A 19,974-nucleotide genomic window follows, 5' to 3' on the forward strand; every position below is an offset into this window, starting at 1 on the left:
CACTATAAATAAACTATAATTTTAAATCGTCTAAATTCTTCTCGGCTGTAATTGGCGTATCATTATATTGCAATGTCCACCCTAAAGAATTGGTTAAAACATAAAATTTAGCCAACTCACTTATCAATCTGTTTTTAGAATTTTTCTTAAATTCTGAAGCCTCTACTTTTTTTAACAAAGATGCTTTTACTTTATTTTTAATCTTATTATAATCTTTAGCTTCAAACTGATTTAAAAAATCGGCTTGAATATCATAATACTCAAATTCTGGACTAATCTTTACTTCTTCTTTAGGTATATATGTAATATTTAAAACCTTGTTTACCTCATCTATATCATAAACAATCTTACTTAAATCGTAAGCAATAGTAACATCTGCATTCACTACAACCAAAGCTTTCTTTTCTGCAGTTACCAAATATGGAAATACGTCTCTAGAATCTTTGTATGAAAACACTTCACTAAAATGACCTTCGGTAACCACTAACTTACCTACATTTTTAATCTGTTCCTGTATTAACATAGAGTTTTCTACAAGCTTAGCTTCATCTGCTTTCTTTGAATTGTAATACCTAAGCGAAAAAAATAACACTATAGCAATACCAACTCCAAAAATTATATTTCGCATTAATCTGATTTTTTAATTAAAGGTATAAAATATGATCTTGAACATTACATTTTTAGACATAAAAAAAGCATCAACTCTTTACGCATATTTGCACTACGCATTATAAAGGCTGATGCTCTTAACAGATTGATTAATAGCACTTCTAAATTATAATTTATTTAAAAATTAAACATTTTTTTTAGACAAACAACTCAAATAACAGCCACAAAACACTGATAATAAGTATTTAACATTATTTTACTTACTAACAAAAGCTAACATCTTCTATCTTATCTTGAATTGCTATAATTCTCTTATCTAAATTAGAAAGAAATTTCTGATGCGCTTCGGAAGCTTCATTAAAAGGTTTATGTTGTAATCCGCTTTGAATAATCTGCACCTCTTTCATTATTGATGTGGTTGAAGAAGCAAACCAAGATGCTGTAAATTTTTCCCAAATATAATCAATAGCCATTTGATTGGGATGTACTAAATCTGAAGTATAAAAACGATAATCACGAAGTTCGTCCATCATAATTTCGTACGATGGAAAGTACTGTAATCTATTAATTTTAGATTCATCTATAAGCTGATGAATGGCTGTAATTAAATGAGATTTACTTCTTGTGTTTTCTACAAATCCATCCTTGGTATGACGAATTGGAGATACCGTAAAAATTAGAGTTGCATTAGGATTAACAGAAGTAATTAGGCTTTGTATACGTAGTAAAGATTGCAAAACCTCAGTTGTGCTTAATAATTCTTTTTTGAATGTTTTTTGAGGTACTTTATGGCAATTTGCTACAATCTTACTAGAATCCTGATGTCTATACACCCAGGCAGTTCCTAGCGTAATAACAATATGTGTTGCTGTTTCTAAAAATTGTTTGGTGTGTTTTAAAGCAGAATTTAATTCATCTAACACCTCACCTTTATCTAATCTGCTTAATTTAGAATGTGCATCGTAACAATGCCAAACATCATATTGCTTAAATACGTCTTTTTCAGTATAAATTTTTCCGTTTAAAGCATAATCTATTAACTGTTCTATGGCCTTAGGCTGAAACAAAACACCAAACGGATTTTGAAGATTTTTAAATTTAAAATAATCGAACTTTTTACCCATGTTTTCTACAAAACAAGATCCCAATAGTAACATTTTAGACTGATAATCTATTTGATTCTCAGTTTGGTGTACTATTGGGATCTCGGTATAAAGTTTCATGTGTTATGGGTTTACAACATATTTTTTAGCAGCCTCTAAAGCTTCTGCAATACCTTCTGGTTTTTTACCTCCAGCTGTAGCAAAAAATGGCTGACCACCACCGCCTCCTTGAATATATTTTCCTAATTCACGAACCACTTGTCCGGCATTTAGTTTATTGCTCTCTACTAATCCTTTAGAAATGTAGCACGATAACAACGCTTTTCCGTTTTGTTCTGTTCCGAATACTAAAAATGCGTTCTCTAAAGTACCTCCCAACTCAAAGGATAAATCTTTTATTCCTGCAGCATCTAAATCGACTTGCTTAGCTAAGAATTGAATGCCGTTTACCGTTTCAACCTCTTGCTTCAATTCGCCTTTTACATTCTGAGCTTTCTCTTTTAAAAGCACTTCTACTTGTTTTTTAAGACTTGAATTTTCTTCTTGTAAATGAACTAAAGCTTTAATAGGCTCTTGAGCGTTATTAAGCAGTTCTTTCATTTCAAAATAAATAGTACTATTATCTGTATAAAAATCTTTAACTGCATCTCCAGTAATCGCTTCAATTCTACGAATTCCTGATGCAACTGCACTTTCAGATGTAATTTTAAAATGCCAAAGATCGGCTGTATTTTGTACGTGAGTTCCTCCACAAAGTTCTATAGATTTACCAAAGCGAATGGCTCTAACTGTATCTCCGTATTTTTCGCCAAACAATGCCATAGCACCTTCCTCTATCGCTTTTTTCATTGGTATATTACGTTGTTCTTGTAATGGTAATTTACCTTCTATACGTGCATTTACAAAATCCTCTACATCTTGTAATTGCTCGTTAGTCACTTTTGAAAAATGTGAAAAATCGAAACGTAAATTTTTAGAATGCACCGCAGATCCTTTTTGCTCTACATGTGTTCCTAAAATTTCGCGTAATGCTTGATGTAATAAGTGCGTTGCTGTGTGATTGCTAGATGTTCTATTACGTTGCTTAGCATCTACTCCAGCTTTAAATATTGTATTTAAATCTTCTGGAAGTTCTTTTACTAGATGATAAACTACATTATTTTCCTTCTTAGTATCTAGAATATATGTAATGTTTCCATTAGGAGATTCTATATAACCTTTATCTCCTACTTGCCCTCCTCCTTCTGGATAAAATGGCGTAAGATTAAATACTAATTGGTACATAGCGCCATCTTTTTTAGAAACCACCTTTCTATATCGCGTTATTCTTACTTGAGCTTCTAAAAGATCGTAGCCTACAAATTCTTGAACAGCGTCTTCAATTAAAATAGTCCAATCGTCTGTAGACATTTCACTAGCAGAACGAGATCTCCTTTTTTGTTTTTCCATAGCAGTATGAAAACCTGCTTCGTCTAATTTTAATCCTTTTTCGCGAAGAATTAAAGAGGTTAAATCGATAGGAAAACCATAAGTATCGTATAATTCGAATGCTTTTTCTCCAGAAATAACAGATTCTGATGCATTCTCTATAATACCATTTAACAACACTAAACCTTGGTCTAAAGTTCTTAAAAAAGATACTTCTTCTTCTTTTATAACATTTTGAATAAGTTGTTTCTGAGCTTTTAATTCTGGAAACGCATCTCCCATTTTACTACTAAGCACATTTACCAAACGGTAAATAAATGGTTCCTTTTGATCTAAGAATGTAAAACTATAACGTACGGCACGACGTAAAATACGACGAATAACATAACCTGCTCCCGTGTTACTTGGCAATTGACCATCTGCTATAGAAAATGCTACGGCACGAACGTGATCAGAAATTACACGAATTGCAACATCTATTTGTTCATCTTTACCATAAGTGGTTTTAGAAATCGTTTCAATTTCACGAATAATTGGAGTAAACACATCGGTATCATAATTAGACTGCACACCTTGCATTACCATACACAAACGTTCAAAGCCCATACCTGTATCGATATGTTTATTAGGAAGAGCTTCTAAACTTCCATTCGCTTTACGGTTGTATTGCATGAATACCAAGTTCCAAATTTCTACAACCTGAGGATGATCTGCGTTCACTAAAGATTTACCATCTATTTTAGCTTTTTCTTCTGCAGAACGAATATCTACATGAATTTCACTACAAGGTCCACATGGTCCTTGGTCTCCCATTTCCCAGAAGTTATCTTTTTTATTTCCTTTAAGTATTCTGTCTTCAGGCACAATGGCTTTCCAGAAATCGTAAGCTTCTTGATCTATTGATGTACCATCGGCTTCATCACCTTCAAAAATAGTTACGTATAAAATATCTTTATCTATACCATACACTTCGGTTAGTAACTCCCAACACCAAGCAATGGCTTCTTTTTTAAAATAATCTCCAAAACTCCAGTTTCCTAGCATTTCAAATAAAGTATGGTGATATGTATCGTACCCTACTTCTTCTAAATCGTTATGCTTACCGGAAACACGTAAACATTTTTGAGAATCTGTTAAACGACTATTTGGTGGTTTGGCTTGACCTAAAAAGTATTCTTTAAAAGGCGCCATTCCAGAATTAACAAACATTAACGTAGGATCGTTCTTTAAAACCATTGGTGCAGAAGGCACTATGGTATGACCTTTACTTTTGAAAAATTCTAAATATTTAGAGCGAATGTCTTGAGATTTCATATAATATGTAACAAACTGTTATTAAATTGACTACTTTTAAAAAGTGGTTTTAGGGTTTTAAAGTGCAAATATATTGTTAAATTAAGTTTTGTCTAAAGCTAGACGCAAAATATTGTCATTTGTTTGTTAAATTTGCAACGAAAATATTTTTTGTAGGTTTACCACACAACATGTAATTTAACAGCATGTGTTACACAATATAATTGCAAAAATAGTATAAATTAGATAATGAGTAAGGTAAAATATTATTATGATTCTGAGACGCTTTCTTATCGTAAAATCGAGCGTAAAAAACGTAATACGTTTAAGTTTGTCTTAGCGTTTTTAATGGCTGCCGCTTTATTTGGTTTTTTAACAGTTTCTATAAGCAGCCAGTTTGTAGAATCTCCTAAAGAGAAAGCTTTAAAACGCGAATTAGTAAATATGCAGTTGCACTACGATATGCTTAACAAGAAGATGGATGAAGCTTCTGAAGTATTAGCAAGTGTAGAAGATAGAGATAACAATATATATAGAATATATTTTGAAGCAAACCCTATTCCCGAAGAACAACGTAAAGCTGGTTTTGGAGGTATAAACCGTTACAAAGGCTTGGAAGGTTACGATAACTCTAAACTTATAATTGAAAGCAGTAAAAAGCTAGATATTCTTCAAAAACAAATAGTAGTACAATCTAAATCTTTAGATGAAGTTGCAAAATTAGCAGAAGACAAAGAAAAATTATTAGCAGCTATTCCTGCCATTCAGCCGGTAAACAATGTAGATTTAACACGTATTGCTTCAGGATATGGTTACAGAACAGATCCCTTTACAAAAGCACGTAAATTTCATTACGGTATGGACTTTACAGCACCAAGAGGGACACCTGTTTACGCAACTGGAGATGGTGTTGTAGTACGTGCAGACAATCATTCCACAGGTTATGGAAACCACATTAGAATAGATCATGGTTACGGATATGTAAGTTTATATGCTCACCTTTATAAGTATAATGTTAAGAAAAACCAGAAAGTAGAACGTGGAGACCTTATAGGCTTTGTAGGAAGCACAGGTCGTTCTGAAGGTCCGCATTTACACTATGAAATTTTTAAAGATGGAGAACGTATAAACCCAACTAACTTCTATTACGGAAGTTTAACTCCAGAAGAATATAATAGTCTTTTAGAAAAAGCTTCTTTAGAAAACCAATCGCTAGATTAATGCATATAGATTTACCCGAAAAACGATACTACGGTATTGGCGAAGTAGCCAAAGCATTCGATGTTAATGCCTCTTTAATCCGATTTTGGGAAAAAGAATTTGATGTACTTAAGCCTAAAAAAAATGCTAAAGGGAATAGAAAATTCACTCCAGAAGATATAAAAAACCTGAAGCTAATTTATCATTTAGTCAAAGAACGAGGATTTACGCTAGACGGCGCAAAAGTTCACTTAAAGGAAGAAAAGAAAAAAACTTTAACTAACTTTGATATTATTGAGAAATTAGAAGACATAAAAAGTCAACTTATTCGAATTAAAAATCAACTTTAAAAAAATCAATCAATCATGAAAAAATGGTTAATTCCAGTAATAATCATTGCGGTTATTGCAATGATAGGCTATAATTGGAGCGTAGGATTCAACAATACCGCTGTAAAATTAAATGAGAACGTAGGCGAAGCTTGGGGTAATGTACAAACCTCTTACCAACGTAGAAACGACCTTATTGGTAATCTTGTAAAAACAGTACAAGGTGCGGCAGATTTTGAAAGATCTACATTAACAGATGTTATAGAAGCGCGTGCAAAAGCAACCTCTACAACAATAAACCCTGAAAACATTACACCAGAGCAATTAAAACAATTTAATGAAGCTCAAGGTGGTTTAAGTAGTGCATTATCTAGATTATTAGTTTCTGTAGAGCGTTACCCTGACTTAAAATCTAATCAAAACTTCTTGAAACTTCAAGACGAATTAACAAGTACAGAAAACACCATACAAACGGCTCGTGTGCGTTACAACGAAAACATTAAGCCTTATAACAATCATGTAAAAACATTCCCTAATTCATTATTAGCTGGACTGTTTAATTTTGATGCTAAACCATATTTCGATGCTGAAGCAGGGGCTGAAAAACCTGTAGATGTCGATTTTGATTTCAAATAAAAAACAATGGATTCTAAAGTAGAAAGATTTCTAAGTCAAGACGAAGAAACTGAGATTGTAGAAGCAATTCGCGTTGCCGAGAAAGAAACTTCTGGCGAAATCCGTATTCATATAGAAAAAACAACTTCCATAGACGTTTACGAACGCGCTATGGAAGTTTTTTATATGCTTAAAATGAATAACACTAAACTTCAAAACGGTGTCCTTATTTATGTTGCTGTAGAAGATAAAACCTTTGTTATTTACGGGGACAAAGGCATAAACGATTTAGTTGATGATGATTTCTGGAACTCTACTAAAGATGTTATTCAATCCTATTTTAAACAAGGTAAATTTAAAGAAGGCCTTGTTGAAGGTGTTTTAAGAGCAGGAAAAGAGCTTCAGGCTAATTTCCCTTGGGACGCTTCAGATATAAATGAATTACCTAACGAAATTTCAAACGGATAGATCGTGCAAAAATTAAAAAACACTTGTTTATTTTCATGTTACTGTATTATTTTTTGTTTCTCACAATTAGTTACAGCACAATTTGATATTCCTACAAAACCCGAATTCCAAACCAGTGTTTACGATTATATTAACTTATTATCCCCGACAGAGAAGAGTGCTCTAGAAAATAAACTTGTAAAATATTCCGACACCACATCTACACAAATTGTTGTGGCTATTATCGCGACAACTAAAGGCGAAAACATTGGTTTATTAGCGCCAAAATGGGCTCAGAAATGGGGCGTTGGTCAAGCAAAAGAAGATAATGGTGTATTTATATTATTAGCTAAAGACGACCGTAAAATTTGGATCTCTCCAGGTTACGGCGTAGAGAATAGACTTACAGCCGGCGTTGTAGGAGAAATTACAAGAAATGTTATTATTCCGGAATTTAAAACGGGAAATTTCTACAGCGGTCTAGACAAAGGAGCAGATGCTGTTTTTCAACTCCTTATGGGAGAATACCAAGGCACAAGACAAGCAAATAAAACAAATGATTTTCCTATTGAGAAAATTATCTTCATGATTGTAATCTTTATTTTTTTCGTAATCACCATATCTAAAAACAAACGCGGAGGCGGCGGTGGAAACGGAAATAACCGTAGACCTACAAGCATACTAGATGCTATTATTTTAAGCAACATGGGACGCGGAAGTTACGGCGGCGGTTTCGGAGGATCTTCTTCTGGAAGCGGAGGCTTTGGCGGAGGAGGCGGTTTCGGTGGTGGCTTCGGAGGCGGAGGCTTTAGCGGTGGTGGTGCTGGCGGAAGCTGGTAAACTTACATTATCAAATCTTCAATTTAATTCTCTTATTTTTTATTAATCTGATTTCTTATCAGTTCATGGTGTTATGCTTTTTAGTTTCATCCTTTTTTAACTAACTTGAAAACAAAAGCTATGCTATTCTTATTACACCCTGCAATTTATTGGTGTAAATATTGTTTTCCATAGCTAAGATATAAACGAGACATGCCTCTGTTTCTAGAAAATATACGTCCTATGAAAGCACCTTCAAAACTTATAATAAGTGTTATTATATTAATTCTAGTATCACTTTTACAACCTATATCCCAATTATTAACACGTATTACAAGCTTAGATTTTTCGTTTTTAGTAATTCAAAAACAAAACCTAATAGTCGCAGCTGCCGCGTGGGTAAGTATAGAGGTATTGCGCAAACTAAAGGTTAGATTTTTAAAACACTACGACATTTCTAAAGAGGATAATTTACACTCTAGAAAAATATACACGCAATTTAATATCCTTGAAAAAGTCATTATTTTCATCATTATTATTGGGGCAATAGGACTGATATTGTTATCGTTTGATAGTATTCGAAAATTTGGAGTTGGTCTTTTTGCTTCTGCAGGAGTGGCCGGAATTATATTAGGTCTGTCTGCACAAAAAGTTGTAGGAGCTTTACTTGCAGGAATACAGATTGCCATTACACAACCTTTTAGAATTGATGATGCTGTTGTTGTAGAAGGCGAATGGGGTTGGATTGAAGAAATTAACTTAACCTATGTTGTTGTTCGTGTTTGGGACAAAAGACGATTAGTATTACCGTCTTCATATTTCTTAGAAAAACCATTTCAAAATTGGACTAGAAATAATGCAGACATTATGGGAACCATATTTCTATACACAGATTACAACATCCCTTTTGATGATTTACGAACAGAATTAACACGTTTACTAGAAGGAAGTGAGTTGTGGGATGGAAAAGTAAATGTATTACAAGTCACAGAATCTAAAGAAACCACTGTAGAGTCTAGAATACTTGTGAGTGCAAAAAACTCTCCTATGGCTTGGGATTTACGTGTTTATATTAGAGAAAAAATGATAGCATACATTCAAAAAAATTACCCAGATAGTTTACCTAGAACACGAATTGTTATGGAACAAAAATAAATTTAGACTTCCTCTTATAAAAAGATAAAGCCCGTTCTGTATAGAACGGGCTTTCTTAATTAAATAAAATTTTTATTATTTCTTACGCATATATACGCTTACAGGTACGCCGTTAAAATCGAAACGCTCACGTAATTTATTTTCTAAAAATCGTCTATATGGATCTTTTATATACTGTGGTAAATTACAGAAAAAAGCAAATTGTGGTTGCGGTGTTGGCAACTGTGTAATAAACTTAATTTTTACAAATTTTGCTTTATACGCTGGTGGCGGATAGCTCTCTATAATTGGCAACATCACTTCGTTTAAAACACTTGTTTTAATTTTCTTAGATCTGTTTTTATAAACTTCTACAGCTGTTTCTATTGCTTTAAAAATACGTTGCTTATTTAATACAGAAATAAACACGATTGGCACATCTGTAAAAGGTTCCATCTCGCGACGAATTTGTCTTTCGAATTCTTTAGCCGAATTGGTTTCCTTTTCAACCAAATCCCATTTATTTACAAGAATAACAATACCTTTTCTGTTGCGTTCTGCTAACCAAAAAATATTCTGAACTTGTCCGTCAAAACCTCTAGTAGCATCTAACACAATAATACATACATCACTATGCTCTATGGCACGCACACTACGCATTACAGAATAAAATTCTAAATCTTCTTTTACTTTAGACTTACGACGAATTCCTGCCGTATCGACTAAATTAAATTCAAATCCGAAACGATTATATTTTGTATCGATAGAATCACGAGTCGTTCCAGCTATGTCTGTAACAATGTAACGCTCTTGACCTATTAATGCATTTATAAAAGAAGATTTCCCAGCATTAGGGCGACCAACTACCGCAAAACGAGGTAAAGCATCTTCTTCCTCCTCTTCTTCTTGTTCTGGTAAAGCTTCAACAAGAGCATCTAATAAATCTCCTGTTCCACTACCGTTAATACTTGCAATTGTAAAATATTCGCCTAAACCTAAAGAATAAAATTCTACAGCATCTTCGGCACGTTTTCCGTTATCTACTTTATTAACGACTAAAAATACAGGCTTAGAAACTTTACGTAACAACTTTGCTACGTCTTCATCCATTCCTGTGACTCCAGTCTCAACATCAACCATAAAAATAATGGCATCTGCTTCTTCAATAGCTAAAACCACTTGTTTATCGATCTCAGCTTCAAATACATCATCGCTCCCTTTTACATATCCACCTGTATCTATTAAAGAAAACTCCTTCCCGTTCCAATCGCTTTTTCCGTAATGTCTATCTCGAGTTACCCCGCTAACTGCATCTACAATGGCTTCACGTCGTTGTATTAAACGATTAAAAAATGTTGACTTTCCAACATTTGGTCTTCCTACTATGGCTACTATATTACTCATACACTTTTAATTGTCTGCAAAGGTAGTGTTTAGATATTTAAGAAAAAACTGTATTTTAACGCATTCTATTTTAAACATCATAAAAAACATGATATTAGATAATGACATTGTGCTTCGGCCTAGATTTAACTTAAACTTACATGAACGCAATGAAGTTGTTTTTGTCTGTTTTTGAAAATTTAAAAAATACTCAAACTGAATTTATTGTATCTCGTGTAGACGACCATGTTTTTATTCGAATTCCGAAACAAAAACAGCACTTTTGGTCACCTCAACTACACCTTGAGATTAACGAACTTGAAGACAAAACATCCAGTATTCATGGTCTTTTCGGGCCAAATCCAACTGTCTGGACGCTTTTTATGTTTCTACACTTTGTTGTTGCTATGCTATTTATTGGTTTTTGTATTTGGGGGTATTCTAATTGGGCGCTTAATATAACATACGGCATGCAATTGGGGGTGTGCATAACTATGATCATACTTTGGTTTGCACTATATTTTATTGGTCGTGCTGGTCGTGCAAAAGGTAAAAACGATATGATTTTATTGCATCATTTTATGAAACAAAATCTAAAATTATAAAGTTTTACTTCTGATTATATCCAAAACGACGTAATTGATTAGAGTTTGAACGCCAATTTTTATTCACTTTTACGTATAATTCTAAGTGAATTTGTTTTCCGAAGAATTTCTCTAAATCTTTTCTTGCTTCTACTCCAACACGTTTTAAGGCAGATCCTTTATGACCAATGATAATTCCTTTTTGTGTTTCGCGTTCTACCATAATTACAGAACGTACACGAATAATTTTTTCTTCTTCAAAAAACTCTTCCGTATCTACTTCTACAGCATAAGGAATTTCCTTTTTGTAGTGTAATAAAATCTTTTCACGAATGGTCTCATTAATAAAGAAACGTTCTGGCTTATCTGTTAATTGATCTTTTGGATAAAATGGTGGCGAATCTGGAAGCAACTCGATAATACGATTAAAAACTTCAGACACATTAAAGCCTTCTAAAGCAGAAATAGGAAATATTTCAGCATTTGGCACTTTACTACTCCACAATCCCACTTGTGCTTCAAGTTGCTCCTGATCTGATTTATCAATTTTATTTAATAACAATAAAACAGGAATTTTAGCACTTGTTATTTTATTAAAAAAGGCTTCGTCTTTCAACTCTGTTTCACCAATTTCAACCATGTACACTAAAACATCTGCATCTTCGAAGGCTGATTTTACAAAATCCATCATAGACGACTGCAACTCGTAAGCCGGTTTAATAATTCCTGGTGTGTCTGATAAAATCACCTGAAAATCGTCTCCGTTTACAATACCTAAAATACGATGACGCGTGGTTTGTGCTTTAGACGTAATTATGGATAATTTCTCACCCACAAACGCATTCATTAATGTTGATTTCCCAACGTTTGGATTTCCAATAATATTTACAAAACCTGCCTTATGATTCATCTTTTACTGCATTTTAGTAGTTGCAAAGTTACAACCTTGGTTTATTAAATCCGCTTTTACACGAATAATACTTCATTTTTAACTAAAAAAAGCGACTAAGAATATATTAATCGCTTTAAATATTTAGTTTTAATACGTTTATTACATTCCAACTAAGCTCAATGCTTGTTTTAAAATGTCTGGGTTACTAGAAATCCAACTCATTACTTTAGTTGTTAATCCAGGGTTACTCATAGCGTACTGTAATAATTTAGCTTTGGTACCAGAACCTGATAAATAATTTGCAACCTGAGTTTTAGTATCAGAACTTGATGTTAAATAATCTGTAACTTGTGTACTTAATGAAGAACTAGGATTTGAAACTATAGCATCTTTTACTTTAGTTTGTGTTTCAGAGCTATTTAAAAAGTAAGACTGCATTTGATCTATTGCCATACCTGAAATTAATGAACTCGTTGAAGAACTTGAACTTTCAGTACTACTTGTTGTTGATTTTGTTGAATCACAGCTATAAAACGCTGTAAAGCTTAAGGCTAATGCCAATACTACTACTGATTTTTTCATAATTATTGTTTTAAATGAATTTTACTTTTATTTATTTTTAAGCATCTTTAAATACATCTGTTCTACCTTGGTTCTTGCCCATGGTGTACGTCTTAAAAACTTTAAACTAGATTTTATAGATGGGTCTTCTGTAAAACAACGAATTTTTATGTTGTAACCCATATATTCCCATCCATAATGCGCTTCTAGATCTACTAAAATCTGTTCTAATTTTACACCGTGTAAAGAATTATTTGGCTGACTTTCCATAAAATTAATTTCGTCTATCTCTAGATCTGCGCCCAGAATTTGAAGTATTACTACTTTTTGTTGATTTTCTACCTGAATTATTATTTCCCCCTCCTCTTGGAGCTCTTCTACCACCACCTTGCTTAACAGGTTCTGTAGATGCATTAGGGTCAGGCTCGAAACCTTCAATAATTTCTACAGGAATTTTCATTCCTATTAATTTCTGAATATCTGTTAAAAACGAAGTTTCATCTGCACTTACTAAAGAAATGGCAATTCCACTTGCTCCTGCTCTACCTGTTCTACCAATACGGTGAACGTAATCTTCAGGAATATTTGGAATCTCGAAGTTAATAACATGTGGTAATAATGGAATATCTAAACCACGTGCTGCAATATCTGTTGCAACCATAACACGAATACTTCCATCTTTAAAACCAGCCAAAGCTTTTGTTCTAGCACCTTGACTTTTATTTCCATGAATAGCTGCGGCAGTTATACCTGCAGAAATCATTTTTTTAGTCAGGTTATTAGCACCGTGTTTTGTTCTTGTAAAAACTAAAACTTGTTGCCAATTGCCTTCGGAAATCATTTTAATAATCAATCCTGTTTTTTTGGCTTTAGCAACACGAAATACTTTTTGCTTAATAACCTCTACCGTTGTATTTTCTGGAGTTGCTTCTACAGAAACAGGATGTGTTAAAATACCTGTTGCTAATCTTTTAATATCCTTAGAGAACGTTGCAGAAAACATTAAATTCTGACGTTTCTTAGGGATTAACTTAATTATACGTTCTATATCTCTTACAAATCCCATGTCTAACATACGGTCTGCTTCGTCTAAAACAAAAATCTCTACATTAGATAAAGACAATACGTTTTGGTTACATAAGTCTAACAATCTCCCCGGAGTTGCAACTAAAACATCTACACCGCGTCTAAGTTGAGCGACTTGCGGACGTTGATTAACACCTCCAAAAATTACAGCAGATCTTATATCTAAAAACTCGCTATATTCTTTTACATTTTCAAAAATTTGCGCCGCTAGTTCTCGTGTTGGCGTAAGTATTAAAGCGCGTACGGGACGCTGTCTTTTTATTGTTCCTTCACTTAAAATTTGAAGTAATGGTAATGTAAAACCTGCTGTTTTACCTGTACCAGTTTGTGCCGATGCCAATACATCCTTCCCTTCTAAAATGGGTGGGATTGCTTTTTCTTGTATTGGAGATGGCTTGTCGTATCCTTTTTTATTGATTGCTTTCAATAAGGCATCAGATAGGCCTAGTGAATTAAATGACATACATTATTATTGTAGAAAATGACATACTATATTATTAATGTCATTCTTTATGAAGTTGCAAAAGTACACTTAATTTTTCATGAAAAATATCATTTTAAGAAGAGTTACCAAAATTAGAGTTACAAATCACGCTTAAAACCAAACCATAACCTGCTTGTTTTTAGCAATTTTTCTGTTTTTAATAGGCTATTTTATCTTCTTCCTATTTAACAAATAATTTATCTAACCCTTTAACACTTCTATATAGACGCCAAAAATAGTTATAAGCCATGTATAGTAATGCCTCCTTATAAACAGGAGGAATATCTATTAAAAATAGAAGCTTTACAATAATTGTAAAAGAATAAAATAACACCTAAAATAAATCGTATTTTTACACACCGTTTATCAGCTTTAGAAAAACAGTTTTTCTGAAGTAAAATTTATAATACAATGCATAATTTAATTCAGAAATATAATATTCCAGGACCTCGTTACACAAGCTACCCAACTGTTCCGTATTGGGACGAAGCTGGTATTTCTAAAGAAAACTGGATAGATACGCTTAAAAAATCTTTTAAAGAATCTAACACCACGGAAGGTATTAGTCTTTACATTCACTTGCCGTTTTGCGAAAGTTTATGCACCTTTTGTGCTTGTAATAAGCGTATAACCAAACAACATGGCGTAGAAGTACCTTATATAGATATGGTTTTAAAAGAATGGAATATGTATTGCGATATTCTAGAAGATAAACCTAACATTAAAGAAATACATTTAGGAGGCGGAACACCCACTTTTTTTTCTTCGGAAAATTTATCTAAACTCATACACGGTATTTTTAAAACAGCAACGAAAGCTGATGGTTTTGAGTATAGTTTTGAAGGGCATCCTAATTTCACCACAAAAGAACAATTACAAACCTTATTTAATTTAGGTTTTACACGTAATAGTTTTGGTATTCAGGATTACGACCCTAAAGTACAAAAAGCCATTCACCGCATACAATCTTTTGAAGCTGTAAAACGTGTAACAGACGATTCTCGTGCTATTGGTTACAACTCTGTAAGTCATGATTTAATTTTCGGGTTACCATTTCAAAACGAAGACAGTATTCGTGAAACCATAAAAAAAACTGTAGCATTAAAACCCGACCGTATCGCCTATTACAGTTACGCGCATGTGCCATGGATAAAAGGTAACGGACAACGTGGTTTTAAAGACACAGATTTACCTCATGACAATGAAAAGCGCGCTTTATACGAATTAGGAAAACAACTCTTTTTCGAGGCTGGCTATGTAGAAATTGGCATGGATCATTTTGCATTACCTACAGATAGTATGTACGTTGCTATGAAAAACAAAAGTCTGCACCGAAATTTTATGGGATACACTTCGGGAAAAACAAAACTGATGATTGGTTTAGGCGTATCGTCTATTAGTGATTCTTGGTACAGTTTTGCACAGAATGAAAAAAGTATAGACGCTTATTATGCACGTTTGGAAGCTGATGAATTACCTATTATTAAAGGTCATCTATTAACTGAGGAAGACTTAGTAGTGAGACAACACATCCTTAATATAATGTGTAACCTTGAAACATCTTGGAAAAACCCAGATATGCAATTACAAGCGTTACCTGAAATTTTATTGCATTTAAAGGAAATGGAAGCAGATGGTATTCTAGATATTTATGAAAATCATTTAGTTGTAAAGGAAGAAGGCCGTATGTTTATTAGAAACATTTGCATGGCTTTCGATTTAAAACTGCACGAAAACAAACCAGAAACTAAACTGTTTTCAATGACTATTTAAGTCCGTGTGTGTTAGAAAATATTTTAGAATTTAAATTTTATTTTGTAACTTAATGTTTTAAATTCTTTTTTATGAAAACGAAAATGACTTTTATTTCAGGAATGTTACTTATTAGTACAGGAATATTTTTAGTTTATTACCTTCAAAATGATGTTTTTGACTTTTTTAAGGGTCTTACATTTGGTGGCGGGATTTGTTTATTAGTAACGAGTCTTATACTTAAAAGAAAACAAGCTTAAATACACATAATATTTAAATCATTCACAAAAAAGGGAAGCAAATGCTTCCCTTTTTCTGTTTAAGTATAAGTCAAAAATTAACAAAAAGAGTATCATCATATTAAACAACAAGACATTATATTTTGTAATTTAACTAACCTATCATTTACGTTAAAAACACATTTATTTAGAGTATTGAAACTCTGATTTATTCAATAAAATTACACGATTTTTTTAATGACAAAATCATTAACTCAAGTTAAATTCTAAAAAATTTAAAATGAAATATTCAACATTCATAATACCAACAACTCTCATTCTTTTAACTGCGTTTGTATTCACATCTTGTGCTACAATACCGGAAAAAGCAGAAGCTGTTAGTCCGTTTAACAAAAAAAAATATTTAGGAAAATGGTACGAGATTGCGCGTTTAGATTTTAAATATGAAAAAGATCTAAACAACACCACTGCAAACTATACCATAAATCCTGACAGCTCTATAAAAGTTGTAAACAAAGGTTATAATTATGTAACAAAGGAATGGACAGAAGCAAACGGAAAAGCTAAGTTTATAGATAGCGATACGATTGCAAAATTAAAAGTATCCTTTTTCGGTCCGTTTTACTCAGGATATAATGTAATCTCACTAGCCAATGATTACAAATACGCTTTAGTGGCTGGTAAAAATTTAGATTATTTATGGATTTTGTCTCGAGAAACAACTATTCCTGAAAACGTAAAACAAGATTTTTTAAATAAAGCTAAAGCCATTGGTTATAAAACCCAAGACCTTATTTGGGTAGAGCATACCAATAATTAAATTTAATATTACCTGTATTTAACAACCTTGATCTAGTGTATTTCACCAGAAAAAGAAGCTTAAATTTTTATTTTTTTTATAAAAGAATCTACTTTTTAACTCACAAAGCGTTGGTTAAAAAGTAGATTCTTTATTTTTATACCATTCTTTTCTTTCCAAAACGGTAAACATGGGTAAAAAAACAGATCATATTGCACCACACATCGCTGAGTTTATTAAAAATCAGCATCTTTTTTTTGTTGGTACAGCTGCTAACGAAGGCCGCGTAAATCTATCTCCAAAAGGCACAGATAGCTTTAGAGTCATTAATAAGAATAAAATTATTTGGCTTAATTTAACTGGAAGTGGTAATGAAACTGCCGCACATCTTTTACAAAATAACCGGATGACAATTATGTTCTGTGCCTTTGAAGGCAAACCTCTTATTTTAAGATTATACGGAAATGCTACCATTTTTCATCCTAGAGATAAAGCTTTTAAAACATACAGTGCACACTTCCCTAAAGCTGTAGGTTCTAGACAAATTATTGAAATGGATGTAGATTTAGTACAAACTTCTTGTGGTTTTGGCGTACCCTTTATGAACTACAAAGAAGAACGTAGCACTCTAGACGAATGGGCAGAACAAAAAGGACAAGATGGTATTAAACAATACTGGAAAGATAAAAACACAAAAAGTATAGACGGCTTTGAAACCGAAATTATAAAATAAAATGAAAAACATACACATTGCAATAAGATACACAAAAACACCTACTCCAGAAGCGTATATAGATCATATCAAAACCTCTACCAATCCACTTTTAGCTGAATTCAAAGACAAACAAGGTACCATATTATCGAATACGACTTTAGACACTTTTGTGCAAGCAGAATTACAACACGACGATTACACCCTAACTAAAGACTCTAAACGTAAACTATTATCGTTGTCTAGTGGTGAACGCAGAAAATTATTATTTGATCATTTATTAAAAAGTAATCCTGAGTTTTTAGTTGTTGTAAATCCGTTTGATTCTTTAGACGTAAAAAATGTAGCAGAATTAAAGGCACGTTTAATAACGCTTTCTGAAACTATTCCTATCATTCAATTTTTTAGTAGAACAGACGAAATCATGCCTTATGTACAATACTTTCTAAAACTTGAAGACGATACAACATGTTTAACCCAACCTATCACAGAATATCTAAATCAGGACACAGACATATCTAACATCAATTTTAAACATCCGCTTCCTAAACCATATCCTGAACAAAAAAACAATATTCCTACAGAATTAATAGGCTTAAAGAAAGTTAGTGTAACCTATAACGACAAAACCATTTTAAATAACATTACTTGGTCTATTAATCAAGGTGAATTTTGGGAATTAAAAGGGCATAATGGCGCTGGTAAATCTACACTTGTAACAATGATGATTGGAGACAATCCAAAAGCTTATGGTCAAGATATTTTTTTATTTGGAAATAAAAGAGGTTCTGGAGAAACGGTTTGGGATATAAAACAACATATTGGATATTTTACACCAAGTATGATGCATTTATTTAAAGGACAGCACTCTGCCGTTAATATGGTAATTTCTGGACTTAAAGACAGTATTGGTTTATATACAAAACCTACAGATTTAGAAGTGAATTTAGCCAAACAATGGTTAGAAGTAATAGGATTAGACACCATTACAAACACAAATTATTTTTATCTATCTGAAACCAATAAACGCTTAATTTTAATTTGTAGAGCCATGATTAAGCATCCGCCATTAATTATTTTAGACGAGCCAACAGTAGGTTTAGACGATAAAGGCGCACATGTATTTATAAATTTAGTTCAAAAAATAGCTAAAGAAAGTAATACATCTATTTTATATGTATCACATAAAACAGAACCTGAATTAAAACCAACATTCATTTTTCAATTAGAACGTACAGAACATGGTTCTATCGGAAAAGTAATAACACCAAGTAGTTAGTATAACATGTAAATGATAACAGCAAACCCAAGTACAACAAGACGTATTCCAAAGCATATTTTACCGCTTATTATAATTTCTCAATTCTGTTGTACTTCGCTTTGGTTTGCAGGAAATGGCGTAATGGACGATCTAATTTTAGTCTATAAATTAGATCCTTCAGTATTAAGTTTCCTTACTTCTGCCGTACAGTTTGGCTTTATAATAGGTACTTTTATTTTTGCATTATTTACTATTGCAGATCGTAATTCACCTTCTAAAGTTTTTATGATAAGTGCTGTTTTAGCAGCTCTTTTTAACTGCGGATTAATTATTGAAGGACAATCTCTAACATGGCTATTAATTTTACGTTTTTTTACAGGTTTTTTCCTTGCAGGGATTTATCCTGTAGGCATGAAAATCGCTGCAGATTATTACGATAAAGGCCTAGGCAAAGCGCTGGGATTTCTAGTAGGTGCTTTAGTGTTAGGAACAGCCTTCCCGCATCTTTTAAGTAACATTACACAACACTTACCATGGCAAACAGTTATTTATGCCACGTCTTTTTTATCGCTCTTTGGAGGTCTTATTATTGTCGCTTTTGTACCTAATGGTCCATTTAGAAAACACAGTACAAAAATGGATCTTTCTGTACTCTCTAAACTCTTTAAGAACACAAATTTTAAATCTGCTGCATTAGGATATTTTGGGCACATGTGGGAACTTTATGCCTTTTGGGCATTTACACCAATTATGATAAAAACGTATAATAATTTACATCCTGAAGCAGAATTAAACATTGCTTTATATTCTTTTTTAATTATAGGAATGGGAAGTTTAGGTTGTATTATCAGTGGTTGGATATCTATATTTAAAGGTTTAAAACCTACCGCTTTTGTTATACTTCTGGCTTCTACTATATGTTGTCTAATATCGCCTTTTAGCTTCTTATTAAACTCCAGTCTATTTTTTATTCTGTTTTTAATGTTTTGGGGTATGGTTGTCGTTGCAGATTCACCTTTGTTTTCAACATTAGTGGCTAATAATACAGCATCTAAGACCAAAGGAAGCGCACTTATTATAGTTAATTGTATTGGATACGCTATAACCATTATTAGCATTCAAACATTAGGCTTTCTACAAACATTTATTAACCCAACATATATTTATATCGCTTTGGCTGTAGGTCCTATTCTAGGGTTATTAGCATTAAAGCAAAAAAAGTCTAAAGTAGATTTTAATTAAAA

20 protein-coding genes are annotated in these 19,974 nt (G+C 32.7%); 12 read left to right on the forward strand and 8 right to left on the reverse strand.

Going from position 1 to position 19,974, the window contains the following annotated elements:
• Positions 1–13 precede the first annotated feature (13 nt).
• The 3 genes from GQR95_RS02570 to alaS all read right to left on the reverse strand — a co-directional run bounded on the left by GQR95_RS02570 (position 14) and on the right by alaS (position 4,454).
• Positions 14–628, reverse strand: a complete 615-nt coding sequence (locus GQR95_RS02570) for a DUF4230 domain-containing protein (protein ID WP_159021659.1) — start codon at positions 626–628, stop codon at positions 14–16.
• Between the two features lie 244 nt (positions 629–872).
• Positions 873–1,832, reverse strand: coding sequence for a GSCFA domain-containing protein (locus tag GQR95_RS02575; RefSeq protein ID WP_159021660.1), 960 nt, complete (start codon positions 1,830–1,832; stop codon positions 873–875).
• Between the two features lie 3 nt (positions 1,833–1,835).
• A complete protein-coding gene (alaS, locus tag GQR95_RS02580; RefSeq protein ID WP_159021661.1) occupies positions 1,836–4,454 on the reverse strand; it encodes an alanine--tRNA ligase in 2,619 nt (872 codons plus the stop codon).
• Positions 4,455–4,682: 228 nt separating this feature from the next.
• Between alaS and GQR95_RS02585 the strand changes: the two genes are divergently transcribed.
• From GQR95_RS02585 to GQR95_RS02610, 6 genes are all read left to right on the forward strand, one after another.
• Complete coding sequence (locus GQR95_RS02585; RefSeq protein ID WP_159021662.1) at positions 4,683–5,654, forward strand: M23 family metallopeptidase; 972 nt, start codon at positions 4,683–4,685, stop codon at positions 5,652–5,654.
• Positions 5,654–5,983, forward strand: coding sequence for a MerR family transcriptional regulator (locus tag GQR95_RS02590; RefSeq protein ID WP_159021663.1), 330 nt, complete (start codon positions 5,654–5,656; stop codon positions 5,981–5,983). Before GQR95_RS02585 ends, GQR95_RS02590 begins: the two co-directional genes overlap by 1 nt.
• A gap of 15 nt (positions 5,984–5,998) precedes the next feature.
• Positions 5,999–6,598, forward strand: a complete 600-nt coding sequence (locus tag GQR95_RS02595) for a LemA family protein (RefSeq protein ID WP_159021664.1) — start codon at positions 5,999–6,001, stop codon at positions 6,596–6,598.
• A 6-nt stretch (positions 6,599–6,604) separates the two neighbouring features.
• Positions 6,605–7,045, forward strand: coding sequence for a TPM domain-containing protein (locus tag GQR95_RS02600; protein WP_159021665.1), 441 nt, complete (start codon positions 6,605–6,607; stop codon positions 7,043–7,045).
• Entirely contained in the window at positions 7,046–7,864 is an 819-nt protein-coding gene (locus tag GQR95_RS02605) for a YgcG family protein (RefSeq protein ID WP_370514547.1), read from the forward strand. It begins immediately after the preceding gene.
• A 222-nt stretch (positions 7,865–8,086) separates the two neighbouring features.
• Complete coding sequence (locus tag GQR95_RS02610; RefSeq protein WP_159021666.1) at positions 8,087–8,998, forward strand: mechanosensitive ion channel family protein; 912 nt, start codon at positions 8,087–8,089, stop codon at positions 8,996–8,998.
• Positions 8,999–9,073: 75 nt separating this feature from the next.
• Here GQR95_RS02610 and der read toward each other — a convergent pair whose 3' ends face one another.
• Positions 9,074–10,381: a ribosome biogenesis GTPase Der gene (gene der, locus GQR95_RS02615; protein WP_159021667.1), complete on the reverse strand. Its 1,308-nt coding sequence runs from the start codon at positions 10,379–10,381 to the stop codon at positions 9,074–9,076.
• Positions 10,382–10,521: 140 nt separating this feature from the next.
• Here der and GQR95_RS02620 point away from each other — a divergent pair, with 140 nt between their 5' ends.
• Complete coding sequence (locus tag GQR95_RS02620) at positions 10,522–10,965, forward strand: GTP-binding protein (RefSeq protein WP_370514523.1); 444 nt, start codon at positions 10,522–10,524, stop codon at positions 10,963–10,965.
• A gap of 4 nt (positions 10,966–10,969) precedes the next feature.
• On the opposite strand, the gene era is transcribed toward GQR95_RS02620, so the two are convergent.
• From era to GQR95_RS02640, 4 genes are all read right to left on the reverse strand, one after another.
• A complete protein-coding gene (era, locus tag GQR95_RS02625) occupies positions 10,970–11,854 on the reverse strand; it encodes a GTPase Era (protein ID WP_159021668.1) in 885 nt (294 codons plus the stop codon).
• A 141-nt stretch (positions 11,855–11,995) separates the two neighbouring features.
• Positions 11,996–12,418, reverse strand: a complete 423-nt coding sequence (locus GQR95_RS02630; protein WP_159021669.1) for a hypothetical protein — start codon at positions 12,416–12,418, stop codon at positions 11,996–11,998.
• A 27-nt stretch (positions 12,419–12,445) separates the two neighbouring features.
• Positions 12,446–12,667, reverse strand: coding sequence for a VF530 family DNA-binding protein (locus tag GQR95_RS02635; RefSeq protein ID WP_159021670.1), 222 nt, complete (start codon positions 12,665–12,667; stop codon positions 12,446–12,448).
• Positions 12,668–12,671: 4 nt separating this feature from the next.
• Positions 12,672–13,946: a DEAD/DEAH box helicase gene (locus GQR95_RS02640; protein WP_159021671.1), complete on the reverse strand. Its 1,275-nt coding sequence runs from the start codon at positions 13,944–13,946 to the stop codon at positions 12,672–12,674.
• 432 nt (positions 13,947–14,378) lie between these two features.
• Here GQR95_RS02640 and hemN point away from each other — a divergent pair, with 432 nt between their 5' ends.
• The 5 genes from hemN (at position 14,379) to GQR95_RS02665 (ending at position 19,972) form a co-directional block, all read left to right on the forward strand.
• Positions 14,379–15,740 carry an oxygen-independent coproporphyrinogen III oxidase gene (gene hemN, locus GQR95_RS02645; RefSeq protein WP_159021672.1) on the forward strand — a complete coding sequence of 454 codons (1,362 nt, stop codon included), beginning with the start codon at positions 14,379–14,381 and terminating at the stop codon, positions 15,738–15,740.
• A gap of 498 nt (positions 15,741–16,238) precedes the next feature.
• Positions 16,239–16,778: a lipocalin family protein gene (locus tag GQR95_RS02650; protein WP_159021673.1), complete on the forward strand. Its 540-nt coding sequence runs from the start codon at positions 16,239–16,241 to the stop codon at positions 16,776–16,778.
• Positions 16,779–16,947: 169 nt separating this feature from the next.
• Entirely contained in the window at positions 16,948–17,490 is a 543-nt protein-coding gene (locus GQR95_RS02655) for a pyridoxamine 5'-phosphate oxidase family protein (RefSeq protein WP_159021674.1), read from the forward strand.
• A gap of 1 nt (position 17,491) precedes the next feature.
• The gene (locus GQR95_RS02660) at positions 17,492–18,748 is read left to right on the forward strand and encodes an ATP-binding cassette domain-containing protein (RefSeq protein WP_159021675.1); all 1,257 of its coding nucleotides are present in this window, start codon (positions 17,492–17,494) and stop codon (positions 18,746–18,748) included.
• Between the two features lie 12 nt (positions 18,749–18,760).
• Complete coding sequence (locus GQR95_RS02665) at positions 18,761–19,972, forward strand: nitrate/nitrite transporter (RefSeq protein ID WP_159021676.1); 1,212 nt, start codon at positions 18,761–18,763, stop codon at positions 19,970–19,972.
• Positions 19,973–19,974 lie beyond the last annotated feature (2 nt).

It is taken from the genome of Formosa sp. L2A11 (assembly GCF_009796865.1).
In the GTDB taxonomy this organism is placed as follows: domain Bacteria; phylum Bacteroidota; class Bacteroidia; order Flavobacteriales; family Flavobacteriaceae; genus Formosa.